Origin of the sequence: Arthrobacter sp. U41 (genome assembly GCF_007679325.1) — a bacterium.
Taxonomy (GTDB): domain Bacteria; phylum Actinomycetota; class Actinomycetes; order Actinomycetales; family Micrococcaceae; genus Arthrobacter.
In genome coordinates this window covers 800,106-814,319 of sequence record NZ_VEGI01000001.1, presented here as the reverse complement: position 1 = coordinate 814,319, position 14,214 = coordinate 800,106, and the positions used below count along the sequence as shown (strand labels likewise).

Sequence of the window (14,214 nt, the reverse complement as noted above, 5' to 3'; positions counted from 1 at the left end):
ACTCTGTGATCCTGCCGCTAGAACCTATGATTTTTCCGCAGGCCGTCTGCGGGGTTAAGGCAGGCGCCAAATTCCGCCACGCTGCGGGCCACCGGTAGGCTGGAACCGTGACCCCTGAAGAACTCTCCCTCGCCATATCCGCCTGCCTGAAAGACGCCGTCGCCGCCGGTGAAATCGGGCTTTCCGCATCCGACGTCCCGGATGAGGTGCGCGTTGAGCGGCCGAAGAACCGGGACCACGGCGACTGGGCCAGCAACATCGCCCTTCAGCTGGCCAAGAAGGCCGGCACCAACCCCCGGGAGTTCGCCTCGGTGCTGAGTGCCCGGCTGAAGTCCATCGACGGTGTCTCCGCCGTCGACATCGCCGGCCCTGGGTTCCTGAACATCACCGTTGACGCCGCCGCCGCCGGCGCCCTCGCCAAGGCCATCGTCGAGGCCGGGCCGGACTACGGCACCAACTCAGCGCTCGCGGGCCACACGGTCAACATGGAGTTCGTCTCCGCCAACCCCACCGGCCCGCTGCACATCGGCCACACCCGCTGGGCGGCGCTTGGCGACGCGATCGCACGCGTCCTGCGGGCCTCCGGCGCGAACGTCACGGCCGAGTACTACATCAACGACGCCGGATCGCAGATGAACGTCTTCGCCCACTCCGTGCTCTCGCGGCTCCACGGGCGCGGTGTCCCGGAGGGCGGCTACCCCGGCGAATACATCGCCGATCTTGGCCACGAGGTCCTGACACAGCATCCCGACATCCGTGAACTGACCGACGTCGCGGCTCTGCCGGTGATCCGCGGTGCGGCGTACAAGGCCCAGCTGCACGACATCAAGCGCACCCTCGCCGAGTTCGGCGTCGAATTCGACGTCTACTTCTCCGAGCAGGAACTCCACGACGCCGGGGCGATCGAGGACGCCGTCGCACGGCTCCGGGAGCAGGGCCACGTCTACGACGACGGCGGCGCAGTCTGGCTCCGCACGACGGACTTCGGTGACGACAAGGACCGCGTGATGATCCGCGCGAACGGCGAACCGACCTACTTCGCCGCGGACGCCGCCTACTACCTGTCCAAGAAGGACCGCGGCTACACCGAGAAGATCTACCTGCTGGGCGCCGACCACCACGGCTACATCAACCGGCTCAAGGCCATCGCGGCCGCCGCCGGCGACGACCCCGAGGTCAACATCGAGGTCCTGATCGGCCAGCTGGTCTCCGTCAACGGCGCCAAGCTCTCCAAGCGCGCCGGCAACATCATCGAGCTCAAGGACCTCATCTCCTGGCTCGGCAAGGATGCGGTGCGGTACTCGCTGGCGCGCTTCCCGGCCGATTCGCCGCTGACGCTGGACCCGGAACTGCTGAAGAAGCACAGCAACGAGAACCCGGTGTTCTACGTCCAGTACGCGCACGCCCGTTCCCGCGGCACGGCCCGCAACGCCGTCGCGGCCGGGGTGGAGCGCCGTGTGGACGGTAAGGACTGCTTCGAGGCGTCCCTCCTGGAGCACGCGACCGAGAACGAATTGCTGTCCCACCTGGGCAGCTACCCCTCGATCGTGGCCCGGGCCGCCGAACTGCGCGAGCCGCACCGCGTGGCCCGCCACCTCGAGGTCATCGCCGGCGCCTACCACCGCTGGTACGACGCCTGCCGAGTGGCCCCGCAGGGCGACGAGCCGATCACCGACCTCAACCGCACCCGGCTGTGGCTCAACGACGCCACGAGCCAGGTGCTGGCGAACGGACTGGAACTGCTGGGCGTCTCGGCGCCGGAACGGATGTAACCGCCATGACCACAAAACCGTCCAACCCCGCTTCTAACCCCGCTTCCAACCCTGCCGGTGCGGCCTCCCCCCTCGCGCCGGCATGGCTGCAGGTCCCCGGGGACCTGAACGCCCTGCACGAGCCGATGTGGGCGGCCGGGGTGGCCCGGGACGCTTCCGGCGAACTCGCCATTGACGGCATCCCCGTCAGCGAGCTCCAGCGCCAGTTCGGCACGCCCTTGTTCGTGATGAGCGAGAACGATTTCCGGGCCCGTGCCCGCGCCTTTTCCGACGCCTTCAACGACGCGTTCGCGGACATCTGCGGGGGAGTGGACGTCTACTATGCCGGCAAATCCTTCCTGTGCACGGCCGTGGTCCGCTGGGTGGAGGAAGAGGGCCTGCGCCTGGACACGGCATCCGGCGGGGAACTCGCCGTCGCCGCCCGCGCCGGGATCCCCGGCGCCGACGTCGCGCTGCACGGCAACAACAAGTCCGACGGCGAGATCCACCGGGCGCTGGACCTGCAGCTGGGCAGGATCGTGGTGGACAGCCTCGCGGAACTCGAGCGTGTCGCCAAGATCGCCGAAGCCCGCGGCGAAACCGCCAAGGTGATGCTGCGGCTGACCCCGGGCGTCCATGCCCACACGCACGAATTCATCGCCACGGCCCACGAGGACCAGAAGTTCGGCCTGTCCATGGCCGGGGATTCCACCGAACAGGCCGGCCTGTCCGCGGCGGAGGAGGCCGTGGCCGCGGCGTCGGCCTATGCCAGCATCGAACTGCTGGGCCTGCACTGCCATATCGGCTCGCAGATCTTCGAACCGGACGGCTTCGCCCTCGCCGCGGAAAAGCTGCTGGACTTCCTCGCCGCGATGCAGGCCAAGTACTCGATTGTGCTCCCCGAGCTGGACCTCGGCGGCGGCTACGGCATCGCCTACACACCCGTGGACACCCCGCGGCCAGCTGCCGAAATCGCCCAGGCGATGGCCGCCGTCGTCCGCTCCAAATGCGCCGCACTGGGGATCACCGCACCGCGGATATCGATCGAACCGGGCCGCGCGATCGTCGGCAGCACCACGTTCACGCTGTATGAAGTGGGCACGCTGAAGACCGTCCGGGTGGACGCCCCGGCGGCCGGCGGCGGCGATTCCGGCGCCTCCGGTGAACCGGAAGAACCTGGTACGGCAGAGAAAAACGTTACGTACCCGCGCCGGTATGTGTCGGTGGATGGCGGAATGAGCGACAACCCGCGTCCGGTGCTGTACGACGCGGATTACTCGGCAATTCTGGCCTCCCGGACGTCGGACGCGGCCCCGGAGCTGTCCCGCGTAGTGGGCAAACATTGCGAGAGCGGCGACATAGTTGTTAGAGATGTATATCTGCCCGAGGACGTGGCAGCCGGTGATCTGCTCGCTGTACCGGGTACCGGCGCCTACTGCTGGGCCCTGTCAAGCAACTACAACTATCTGGCCCGGCCGGGCGTAGTCGCTGTGCGCGACGGATCTGCCCGGCTCATTGTCCGCGGGGAAACCGAAGAAGATCTGCTCAACCGCGACATGGGAGTCTGAATGACCGAATTGCGAACCCTGAAAGTAGCCCTCCTGGGCTGTGGCAACGTCGGGGCCCAGGTTGCGCGGATTCTCCTTGACGACGCCGAGATGCTCGCGTCCCGCGCCGGCGCCCGCCTTGAGCTGGCCGGCATTGCCGTGCGCAACCTCGACGCCCCCCGGGATGTGGAACTGCCGCGCGGGCTGTTTACCACCGACGCCGAGACCCTGGTCAAGGACGCCGACCTGGTGATCGAGCTGATGGGCGGGATCGAACCCGCCCGGACCCTGATCCTGACCGCCATGCGGAACGGTGCCTGCGTGGTCACCGGCAACAAGGCGCTCGTGGCCAAGGACGGTCCCACCCTGCATGAGGAAGCGGACAAGGCCGGTGTGCAGCTGTCCTATGAGGCCGCCGTCGCCGGTGCGATCCCCATCCTGCGGCCCATCCGGGACAGCCTCTCCGGCGACCGGATCAGCCGGGTGCTCGGAATCGTCAACGGCACCACCAACTTCATCCTGGACCAGATGGATTCCACCGGGGCCCAGTTCGCCGACGCCCTGGCCGAGGCCCAGCGCCTGGGCTACGCCGAAGCCGACCCCACCGCCGACGTTGAAGGCCACGACGCCGCGTCCAAGGCCGCGATCCTTGCATCGTTGTCCTTCCACACGCGCTTTTCCCTCGACGATGTGTACTGCGAGGGCATCAGTTCCGTCACCGCCGCCGACATCGCCGCGGCGAAGGACGCCGGTTTTGTCATCAAGCTCTTGGCGATCGCCGAAAAGCTGGGGCCCGCCGCAGGCACGGAAAAAGACACGGAGACAGCCGACGGCGACACCGGTGTGTCCGTGCGGGTGCACCCGACGCTGCTGCCGCGCGAACACCCGCTGGCAGCCGTCCACGGCGCCTTCAACGCCGTCTTCGTCGAGGCTGAGAACGCCGGCGAGCTGATGTTCTACGGACAGGGCGCCGGCGGCAAACCCACCGCCTCCGCCGTGATGGGCGACCTCATCTCCGCGGCCCGCAGCATCGTCCTGGGCGGCCCCGGCCGTGCGGAGACCACCACCGGCCACGTTGTTGCGTTGCCCATCACCTCCGCGGTCACCAGCTACTACATCGGCCTGGACGTTGCCGACCAGCCCGGTGTGCTGGCAAAAATCGCCCGTCTCTTCGCCGAGCACGGGGTATCCATTGAAATCATGCGGCAGACCATCCACCGCGACGCCGATTCCAACATCGAATCAGCGGAACTGCGGATCGTGACCCACCGCGCAAGCGAGGCTGCACTGGCAGCCACCGTCGAGGCCGTCAAGGGCCTGGACGTCATCAATTCCGTTACATCCGTACTGCGGGTAGAAGGAGTCTAAGTGGCTCACCAATGGCGCGGCGTCATCCGCGAATACGCTGAACGTCTTCCCGTGACCGGGGAGACGACGGTCATCACCCTGGGGGAGGGCGGCACCCCGCTGGTTTACGCGCAGCAGCTTTCCGCGCTCACCGGCAGTGACGTGTACCTCAAGGTCGAGGGGATGAACCCGACCGGCTCGTTCAAGGACCGCGGCATGACCATGGCCATGACGGCTGCGGTTGCCGCCGGCGCCAAGGCCGTGGTGTGCGCCTCCACCGGCAACACGTCCGCCTCCGCCGCCGCGTACGCCACCGCGGCCGGGCTCAAGTGCGTGGTGCTGGTCCCCGAAGGCAAAATCTCGATGGGCAAGCTCAGCCAGGCGATCGCGCACGGCGCAACCCTGCTGCAGGTCGACGGCAACTTCGACGACTGCCTCGACATCGCCCGCAAGCTGGGGGAGTCCTACCCGGTGTTCCTGGTCAACTCGGTCAACCCGGCCCGGATCGAGGGCCAAAAGACCGGTGCCTTCGAGGTGGTCGATTCGCTCGGTGACGCACCGGACTTCCATGTGCTCCCGGTTGGCAACGCCGGCAACATCACCGCGTACTGGAAGGGTTACAAGGAATACTGCGCACCCTTCGAATCCATCACCGCCGGCACGCTCCCCGCGGTCTCCACCAGGACCCCGGTCATGTGGGGCTTCCAGGCCGCCGGCGCGGCCCCGTTCGTCGCCGGCCACCCGATCACGGAACCGGACACGATCGCGACCGCCATCCGGATCGGCAATCCCGCATCCTGGGAAACCGCCGTCGCCGCGCGTGACGAGTCCGGCGGTGTCATCGAGGCCGTGACCGACGAGGAAATCCTGTCCGCCCACCGCTGGCTGTCCGCCCGTGAGGGCGTCTTCGTGGAGCCGGGCTCCGCTGCCGGCGTCGCCGGACTGATCAAGAAGCATGCTGCCGGTGAAGTGCCGTCCGGCAAGACCATCGTCATCACGGTCACCGGCCACGGCCTGAAGGATCCGCAGTGGGCGCTCCGCACCGAGGACGGCAGCGAAGTGCAGCCGGTCAAGGTCGCGAACGACGTTGTCACCGTGGCCACAGCCCTGGGACTGGAAGAAAAATAGCAGTGGAAACCACCCTCACCATCCCGGCCGAGTCCGCCGCGGACACACCGGCGGTTCCGGCCGGGCAGCTCGTGACGGTCCGCGTGCCGGCCACCAGCGCGAATCTCGGCCCCGGATATGACAGCCTGGGCCTGGCCCTGACGCTGTTCGACACCCTGACGGTGGAAACCCTGGACAGCGGCGAGCTGGAGTTCGAGCTCAGTGGGGAAGGTGCGGAGTCCCTGCCGCGCGACGCCAGCCATCTGGTGGTCAAAGCCATCACGGAGGCCCTCCACCGTCTGGGCTTCCGCCACGAGGGCCTGCGAATCACCGCAGACAACATCAACCCGCACGGCCGGGGACTGGGTTCCTCGGCCAGTGCCGTGGTGGCCGCCGTTACCGCCGCCAATGCACTGGTCCCCGAGGCGTCGCGCCGGGACAAGGACTGGGTCCTGCAGCTGACGAGCGAGATGGAAGGCCACCCGGACAACGTCGCACCCGCGATTTTCGGCGGACTGGCGCTGTCGTGGCAGGACAGTGACCAGTACAGCAGCACGTGCGCGGAGGTCGCCGCCACGGTCATCCCTGTGGTCGCAGTTCCGGACTTTGAACTGTCCACCGAAGCGGCTCGGGCATTGCTGCCGGCCTCGGTGGGCCACCACGCCGCGGCGATGAATTCCGGCCGGGCGGCCCTGCTGATCCACGCGCTGACGCACAATCCGGAGTTCCTGCTCGCCGGCACCGAGGACTACCTGCACCAGAGCTACCGTGCCGAGGCCATGCGCCCCAGCGCGGACCTGATCGCCGCGCTGCGGCGCGCCGGCTTTGCCGCCGTCGTCTCCGGAGCCGGCCCCACCGTGCTGGTCCTTGCCAACGGAGAGGCACAGGCCGAGGCCGCCGTCGGGTTCATCGGCTCCTTCACGGCAGGCAACACGCCGGACGTGGGCTGGCGTGTGATGAAGCTGGCTGTGGACGTTGAAGGTGCTAAAGTGGAAGTGCACCGGCGGTAATCACGCAGGCGGTATGTGTAAAATGCCGTTCATAAGACCGCGATGTTGGCCTAGTTGCCTCTCTCATCTTTCACTGCGCAATATTTTCTGGTGCCACCTGCTTTTGGTCTGACGCAGGAATCCGCAGAAAAGTATCTCTGCTCCCCTGATACGTCAGCCCGCCGTTCCTTTTGTTCCGGGACGCGCCAGGTGAACGCAGTATCCGGCCGTGTCGGCCAATATCCATCCGGCAAGGCCGAAATCGCGGCTGCAGATCTGAACTGCAGCCCGGATCAAAATCATCGCGCCCAGCTCCTAGCCTGGACGCCGTCGAGGGGGAAGGATCCTTCGTGACCGAAACCACTGAGCTGTCTTCAGCTGTGGACACATCATCTTCTGCTGCCGGATCGTCAACGGCAGCACCCGCCAAGAGCAGCGGCCTCGCCGGCCTCAAGCTCGCCCAGCTCCAGGCGCTTGCCAGCCAGCTGGGGATTTCCGGCGGATCCCGGATGCGGAAGGGCGATCTGGTGACCGCCATTTCCGCCCACCGCGCCGGAACTCCCGTGAGCAAGGCTCCCGCCCGCGGCGCTGACAAGGCGACCGACAACGGCACCGTCTCCCAGTCCGCGGCTCCGGCTGCTGCACCCGCTGTAGCGCCTGCCGCCGATTCCGAGGCCCCGGCCCAGGAAAACCCGCGTGCCCGTGGACGCGGCCGCAGCCGCCGCGCCGGCAGCGACGGCGTCATCACGGCTCCCGCCGCCGAGGCAACTTCCGCTTCGGCGGAGGCTCCCGCGGCTCCCGCCGAGTCCGGCGCTGCTGAAACCGGCGCTGCCGCTGCTGGTTCTGCCGCTCAGGCTGAAGGCGGCGAACGCACCCGCCAGCCGCGCACCCGCAACCGCCGCCGCGGCGAAGTGGCCGACCAGGCCGCAGGCCAGGGGACTGGACAGGGGACCGCCCAGGGCGCGACCGCCGAGGCTCCCTCTGAGCAGGCGTCCGGCGATCAGCGCCAGGCCGAGCGCACGGAACAGCGTTCCGACCAGCGCACCGAACAGCGTTCCGACCAGCGCCAGGCTGAACAGGGCAGCGAAGACGGCCAGCGCCGCGAGAACACCCGCACCCGTGGCGGCCGCGACGAGGCTGCCGGCAGCCGCGACAACGCCCGCGACAACCGCGACAACCGCGACAACGATGACAGCGACGGCGGCAGCCGCCGGAACCGCCGCAACCGGCGCGACCGCAACGACCGTTCCGACCGCTCCGGCGGGCAGGACAGCCGCGACAACAGCTCGCGCAACGACCGCTTCCGCGACCGCAACGACCGCCGTCGGGGACGCGCCCAGGGACCGGACGTCGACGACGTCGAGGTCACCGAGGACGACGTCCTGCTGCCCGTCGCAGGCATCCTGGACGTGCTGGAGAACTACGCGTTCATCCGCACCTCCGGTTACCTGCCCGGCCCGAACGACGTCTACGTGTCCCTCGCCCAGGTCAAGAAGTACAACCTGCGCAAGGGCGACGCCGTGGTCGGCGCCATCCGTGCACCGCGTGAAGGCGAGTCCCAGCAGGGGAACCAGCAGCAGTCCGCCCGCCAGAAGTTCAACGCGCTTGTCCGCGTCACCTCGGTCAACGGCAAGACCCCCGAGGAGCTCAAGGACCGCGTCGAATTCGCGAAGCTCGTTCCGCTGTACCCCTCCGAGCGCCTGCGCCTCGAGACGGACCCGAAGAAGATCGGCCCCCGCGTCATCGACCTGGTTGCCCCGATCGGCAAGGGCCAGCGCGGCCTGATCGTGTCGCCGCCGAAGGCCGGCAAGACGCTCATCCTGCAGTCCATCGCCAACGCCATCACCACCAACAATCCTGAGGTCCACCTCATGATGGTGCTCGTTGACGAACGTCCCGAAGAGGTCACGGACATGCAGCGCACCGTCAAGGGTGAGGTCATCGCCTCCACCTTCGACCGTCCCGCCGACGACCACACCACCGTGGCCGAGCTCTCCATCGAACGCGCCAAGCGCCTCGTGGAGATGGGCATGGACGTTGTGGTGCTCCTCGACTCCATGACCCGCCTGGGCCGCGCCTACAACCTGGCGGCACCGGCCTCCGGCCGCATCCTGTCCGGTGGCGTCGACTCGGCAGCGCTGTACCCGCCGAAGCGCTTCTTCGGTGCAGCCCGCAACATCGAAAACGGCGGCTCGCTGACCATCCTGGCCACCGCGCTGGTCGAGACCGGCTCCAAGATGGACGAGGTCATCTTCGAAGAGTTCAAGGGCACCGGCAACATGGAACTGCGCCTGTCCCGCCAGCTGGCTGACAAGCGCATCTTCCCGGCCGTGGACGTCAACGCGTCCGGCACCCGCCGCGAAGAGAACCTGCTTTCCCCCGAGGAAGTCAAGATCATGTGGAAGCTGCGCCGCGTCCTCTCCGGACTCGAAACGCAGCAGAGCCTTGAACTGCTGACGAACAAGATCCGGGAGACCCAGAGCAACGTCGAGTTCCTCATGCAGGTGCAGAAGACGACGCTTGGTGCGAAGTCCGATAACGACAAGTAGCTGAGTCAAGGGGCGGGCGCCGGTTCGTTCGTGCGGTGGATGCCGCGCGGATGTTCCGCCCCCGCCCCTTCGCGTTGCTGCTGACGTACTGCGTACGTCAGCAGCAACGCTCCGACAGGCCCCATGCCACTCCCGGGGCGGAACATCCGCGCGGCAGTTACGGGGCTCGCCCACCGCGGCGCGCCGATTCCTGCGCTTGATTTAAACTGGGTGCAGAACGAAAGGTTTTGAAAATGTTTGAGTCCGTACAGGGCCTGTTGGATGAGCATGATGCTATCCAGGCTCAGCTTGGGGATCCTGCTGTCTACGCTGACCAGAAGCTTGCCCGGAAGTTGGGGCGGCGCTCGGCTCAGCTTAATGGCATCGTTGAGGCCTACCATGCCTGGCACGGGCTCCAGGATGACCTGGCTGCTGCCAAGGAAATGGCGGCCGAGGACCCTGAGTTCGCTGCGGAGGTGCCCGAGCTTGAGGCTGCGCTGGATACTGCTGCGGCGAAGCTGCGCCGGCTCCTGATTCCGCGCGACCCGGACGACGCCCGCAACGTGATCCTTGAAGTCAAGGGCGGCGAAGGCGGCGACGAGGCTGCCCTGTTCGCGGCCGACCTCCTGCGCATGTACACCCGGTACGCGGAATCCCGCGGCTGGAAGACCGAGATGATCTCAGCCAACGAATCGGACCTCGGCGGTTACAAGGATGTCCAGGTGGCCATCAAGGGCACCTCGAACGATCCTGCCGAGGGGGTCTACGCCCGGCTCAAGTTCGAAGGCGGCGTGCACCGGGTGCAGCGCGTGCCCGTGACCGAATCCCAGGGCCGTATCCACACCTCGGCCGCCGGCGTGCTGGTGCTCCCGGAAGTGGACGAGCCCGAAGAACTCGAGATCAACCAGAACGACCTGAAGATCGACGTGTACCGTTCCTCCGGCCCCGGCGGCCAGTCCGTGAACACCACCGACTCCGCCGTCCGGATCACCCACCTTCCCACCGGCATCGTGGTCGCCATGCAGAACGAGAAGTCGCAGCTGCAGAACCGCGAGGCCGGCATGCGCGTCCTCCGCGCCCGCATCCTGGCACACCAGCAGGAACAGATCGACGCCGAGAACTCGGCCCAGCGCAAGTCGCAGATCCGCACCATGGACCGCTCGGAGCGCATCCGGACCTACAACTACCCGGAAAACCGGATCGCGGACCACCGCACCGGCTACAAGGCCTACAACCTGGACCAGGTCATGAACGGCGACCTGGAGCCGGTCATCCAGTCGGCCATCGAGTTGGACGAACAGGCCCGGCTCGACGCCATCGGCGACTAGTCCGGCCGCCGTCGTGATGACAGAAGGTACCCGGCCCAGCCTCGCCGACGCGATTCGCGAGGCCACCTCCACCCTCGCCGACGCCGGAGTCCCGAGTCCCCGGATCGACGCCGAACTCCTGGCCGAGCACCTCCTCGGCGTCGGGCTCGGCCGGATGCGCGCCCTGATGCTGGGCGACACGCCGGCCCCGGAGGGGTACCAGGAACTCATCGCCGAACGGGCCCGGCGCATACCGCTGCAGCACATCACCGGCGTCGCGCATTTCCGCTACCTGGAACTGGCCGTCGGACCGGGGGTCTTCATTCCCCGGCCGGAAACGGAATCCGTGGTGCAGCTGGTCATTGACCGGCTCAAAGAAACTGGCCGGCTCCAGGGCATGGCGCATCCCAAGGTGGTGGATCTTGGCACCGGGTCCGGGGCCATCGCGGGGTCGATCGCGCACGAGGTCCCCGGCGCGGAGGTCCACGCCGTCGAGTTCAGCGAGTTTGCGCACGCCTGGGCCGCCAGGAACCTGCTGCCGCTCGGCGTCCACCTCATCCGCGGCGACCTGCGCGATGCCTTGCCAGCGCACAACGGGACGTTCGACGTCGTCGTCTCCAATCCTCCGTACATCCCCGCGGAAGCCATCCCCAACGAACCCGAGGTGGCGCTGCACGATCCGCCCGAGGCGCTGTACGGCGGGGGAGCGGACGGCATGGAACTTCCGACGGCGGCCGCCGCTTCCGCGGCCCGGCTGCTGGTCCCCGGAGGGTACTTCGTGATGGAACACGCCGAAGTCCAGGCCGGATGGATCGCCGCCATGCTGGAGCGTTCCGGGCTGTGGGACGCAGTGACCACGCACCGCGACCTCAACGGCAAGGACCGGGCCACCAGTGCCGTCCTGGCCGGGCCGGCTGCCTGAGCGTGGGCCGGGCAACCGACGAAGTGATGAAAGAATGGGCCAGTGACCACTAGCTACGATTGCACGGCAGCCGAGCAACGCGCTGCCGGACTTGAACATGCCCAGCGGGCGATCCGGGAGCACAAGTGCGTGGTCGTCCCGACCGACACCGTGTACGGGATCGCCGCCGACGCGTTTTCTCCCCTCGCCGTGACGCTGCTGCTGGCGTCGAAGGGCCGCAGCCGCAAGATGCCGCCGCCCGTCCTCATCCCCAGGCTCAACGCGCTCGACGGCCTCGCCACGGATGTCCCGGCCGAGGCGCGCCGCCTGGCCGAGGCCTTCTGGCCCGGGGGACTGACGCTGATCCTGCACGCCCAGCCCTCCCTTGACTGGGATCTCGGCGAAACCAAGGGCACCGTGGCCCTGCGGATCCCGGCCGACGACGTCGCCCAGGACCTGCTCACGCTCACCGGGCCGCTGGCCGTCTCCTCGGCGAACCGCACGGGCCAGGCGGCGGCGCAGACCGCGGCCGACGCCGAAGCCCAGCTTGCCGAGTCGGTGGAGGTCTACCTCGAAGGCGGCCCCCGCCCGGCCGAGGGTGCCGAGGCCCTGCCGTCCACCATCGTTGATGCCACCGCCGTTCCGCTGCGCGTGGTCCGCCAGGGCGCCATCAGCCTGGAGCGGCTCCGCGAAGTTGTCCCGGGCGTGTTGGGCGTGGGCGAGGAACCGTCCGCCGTCGAACCGCCCGAAACCCCAGGGACCGCCGAAAGCTCCGAGACCGCCGAAACACCCGCCGTCGACGATTCCCCGAGGAACTGACATGCAGCCCAAAGTCGCCGTCGCGGCCGTAACTTTTGACCGCCATGAGGAATTGGCCCTCCTCCTCAAGGGGCTGGCCGAACAGACGGCCCCCATCCACTCGATCGCGCTCGTGGACTCGGGCACCATCCCGGCCACGGACGTTGTCAGCGCCGGCGGGGACAACATCAACTACCTGCGCTCCGAGGCGAACCTCGGCGGAGCCGGGGGATTCGCCTACGCGATCCTGGCGGCCATGGCCAGCGGCGCGGAGTGGATCTGGATGATGGACGACGACGGCCACCCCGAGGATGAAAGCTGCCTCGCCGAACTGCTGACGGCCGCCGAGGAGCACCAGCTCGACATCGTGAGTCCGCTTGTCGCCGCCACGGCCGACCCCAACAGGCTCTCCTTCAACTTCCGGATCAACGGGCTGTTGACCAACGACCGCACCCGCTTGGCGCCCATGGGCTACCTCCCGGACATGGTGCACTTCTTCAACGGCGCCCTGATCCGCACCGAGGTCTTCTACAAGATCGGCATCCCCGACGTGAAGTTCTTCATCCGCGGCGATGAAGTCGATTTCCTCTCGCGCGTCAAGAAGGCCGGCCTCAAGTACGGCACGCTGGCCACCGTCGCCGTGCAGCACCCCGCCACGTGGACCGAGATGAAGCCGGTCTTCGGCGGCTTTATCACCCCGGTCATCCCCGAGGGGGAGTTCAAGCGGTACTGCTACTTCCGCAACCGCGGCTATCTCACCCGGAAGTACCGCAACCTGCGCTGGTTCGGGGCGGACATTGTCGGCTTCCCGTTCTACTTCCTGAAGACCCGCGATCTCAAGGGCCTGGCGCACTGGTTCCGGGCCTATTCCACCGGGTTCCGCGGAAAGGGCTTCGGCTCACCGGCCCAGCTCATGTCCACCAACAGCTAGGCCGGACATGAAAAACCTGTTTGCCGTCGTCGTCACCTACAACCGTGCCGACTTCCTGCAGAACCTGCTTGAGTCCTTCAGCCGCCTGGCCACGCGTCCGGACCGGATCGTGGTGGTGGACAATGCCAGCGACGACCACACCGCTGACGTGGTGGCCCGCGCCGTCGCCGCCGGCGGGGTGCCGATCCACTACGAACGCCTGTCCGCGAATGTGGGCGGCTCCGGCGGTTTCTCCCGCGGCGTGGAGATTGCGCTCGGCGCCGGCGCCGAGTGGCTGTGGCTGATGGACGACGACGTCGAGGTGCTCCCCGGGGCGGTCGAGGCGCTCGATAAGTTCACGCCGGACTACTCGTGCATGATCGGCCGCCGCTACGACGCCGCCGGCAAGCCGTTCTTCTGGCAGCACCACTTTGTCGAGTCCCTCGGCGTGTTCCTGCCCGTCACCGGCGACGTCTTCCGCAAATCCGACGTCTTCCGCACCAACGTCGGCAACTTCGAAGGCATGCTGATCAAGGCGTCCCTGGCCCGCACCATCGGGCTGCCGGACCCGCGGTTCTTTATCACCTGGGACGACCTGATCTACGGCTGGCTGGCGGCGCAGCAGACCCCGGTGGTCTATGTCAACGCCTTTGTCATCAAGAAGGTCCGGGCCCAGCGCCAGGTGGATCTGGGCGTGCGCCACCTCAACGATTCCTCTGACCTGAGCCGCCGCTACGTGATGCGGAACCGCGGCCATGTGGCGCAGTACCTGCGCGTCCACGGCAAGTACAACCGGTTCGGATTCGGGGCCGGTACGGCCCTGACGTATTTGAAGGAAATCGTGCGCCTGGTGCTGGTTGAACGCCGCCTGAAGGGGACCGGCGCCCTGTGGCAGGGCTGGCGCGAATCGCGCGGCATCCTCGCCGATTCCAACTGGCAGCCCATGCCCCCGGTGCCCCCGGTGGCGGCCGGGGACCAGGGCTGACCCCGGCACCGGTCCGGGCAAACCACCCCCTCGCGCACGACGCG

Annotated in this window: 11 protein-coding genes; all 11 read left to right on the top strand. The window is 67.7% G+C overall.

What is annotated here, in order from left to right:
• The first annotated feature begins 107 nt into the window (after positions 1-107).
• The 11 genes from argS to FS787_RS03680 all read left to right on the top strand — a co-directional run bounded on the left by argS (position 108) and on the right by FS787_RS03680 (position 14,170).
• Entirely contained in the window at positions 108-1,772 is a 1,665-nt protein-coding gene (gene argS, locus FS787_RS03730; RefSeq protein ID WP_144670953.1) for an arginine--tRNA ligase, read from the top strand.
• A gap of 5 nt (positions 1,773-1,777) precedes the next feature.
• Positions 1,778-3,319, top strand: coding sequence for a diaminopimelate decarboxylase (locus tag FS787_RS03725; protein WP_144670952.1), 1,542 nt, complete (start codon positions 1,778-1,780; stop codon positions 3,317-3,319).
• Positions 3,320-4,666, top strand: coding sequence for a homoserine dehydrogenase (locus FS787_RS03720; protein ID WP_144670951.1), 1,347 nt, complete (start codon positions 3,320-3,322; stop codon positions 4,664-4,666). It abuts the gene before it with no gap.
• Entirely contained in the window at positions 4,667-5,773 is a 1,107-nt protein-coding gene (gene thrC / locus FS787_RS03715; RefSeq protein WP_144670950.1) for a threonine synthase, read from the top strand. It abuts the gene before it with no gap.
• A gap of 2 nt (positions 5,774-5,775) precedes the next feature.
• Positions 5,776-6,762: a homoserine kinase gene (thrB, locus tag FS787_RS03710; RefSeq protein WP_260982377.1), complete on the top strand. Its 987-nt coding sequence runs from the start codon at positions 5,776-5,778 to the stop codon at positions 6,760-6,762.
• A 329-nt stretch (positions 6,763-7,091) separates the two neighbouring features.
• Positions 7,092-9,290: a transcription termination factor Rho gene (gene rho / locus FS787_RS03705; RefSeq protein WP_144670949.1), complete on the top strand. Its 2,199-nt coding sequence runs from the start codon at positions 7,092-7,094 to the stop codon at positions 9,288-9,290.
• A 233-nt stretch (positions 9,291-9,523) separates the two neighbouring features.
• Positions 9,524-10,597 carry a peptide chain release factor 1 gene (prfA, locus tag FS787_RS03700; protein ID WP_144670948.1) on the top strand — a complete coding sequence of 358 codons (1,074 nt, stop codon included), beginning with the start codon at positions 9,524-9,526 and terminating at the stop codon, positions 10,595-10,597.
• Positions 10,598-10,613: 16 nt separating this feature from the next.
• Positions 10,614-11,498 carry a peptide chain release factor N(5)-glutamine methyltransferase gene (prmC, locus tag FS787_RS03695; protein ID WP_144670947.1) on the top strand — a complete coding sequence of 295 codons (885 nt, stop codon included), beginning with the start codon at positions 10,614-10,616 and terminating at the stop codon, positions 11,496-11,498.
• Between the two features lie 42 nt (positions 11,499-11,540).
• Positions 11,541-12,296, top strand: coding sequence for an L-threonylcarbamoyladenylate synthase (locus FS787_RS03690; protein WP_260982376.1), 756 nt, complete (start codon positions 11,541-11,543; stop codon positions 12,294-12,296).
• Position 12,297: 1 nt separating this feature from the next.
• Entirely contained in the window at positions 12,298-13,206 is a 909-nt protein-coding gene (locus tag FS787_RS03685; protein WP_144670946.1) for a glycosyltransferase, read from the top strand.
• Between the two features lie 7 nt (positions 13,207-13,213).
• The gene (locus FS787_RS03680; RefSeq protein ID WP_144670945.1) at positions 13,214-14,170 is read left to right on the top strand and encodes a glycosyltransferase; all 957 of its coding nucleotides are present in this window, start codon (positions 13,214-13,216) and stop codon (positions 14,168-14,170) included.
• The last annotated feature ends 44 nt before the right edge of the window (positions 14,171-14,214 follow it).

Excerpts from the sequence above, each read along its gene's own strand:
- prfA (WP_144670948.1), top strand. The coding sequence starts at position 9,524 with ATGTTTGAGTCCGTACAGGGCCTGTTGGATGAGCATGATGCTATCCAG.
- FS787_RS03680 (WP_144670945.1), top strand. The coding sequence starts at position 13,214 with ATGAAAAACCTGTTTGCCGTCGTCGTCACCTACAACCGTGCCGACTTC.
- prmC (WP_144670947.1), top strand. The coding sequence starts at position 10,614 with ATGACAGAAGGTACCCGGCCCAGCCTCGCCGACGCGATTCGCGAGGCC.
- FS787_RS03720 (WP_144670951.1), top strand. The coding sequence starts at position 3,320 with ATGACCGAATTGCGAACCCTGAAAGTAGCCCTCCTGGGCTGTGGCAAC.
- FS787_RS03685 (WP_144670946.1), top strand. The coding sequence starts at position 12,298 with ATGCAGCCCAAAGTCGCCGTCGCGGCCGTAACTTTTGACCGCCATGAG.
- FS787_RS03725 (WP_144670952.1), top strand. The coding sequence starts at position 1,778 with ATGACCACAAAACCGTCCAACCCCGCTTCTAACCCCGCTTCCAACCCT.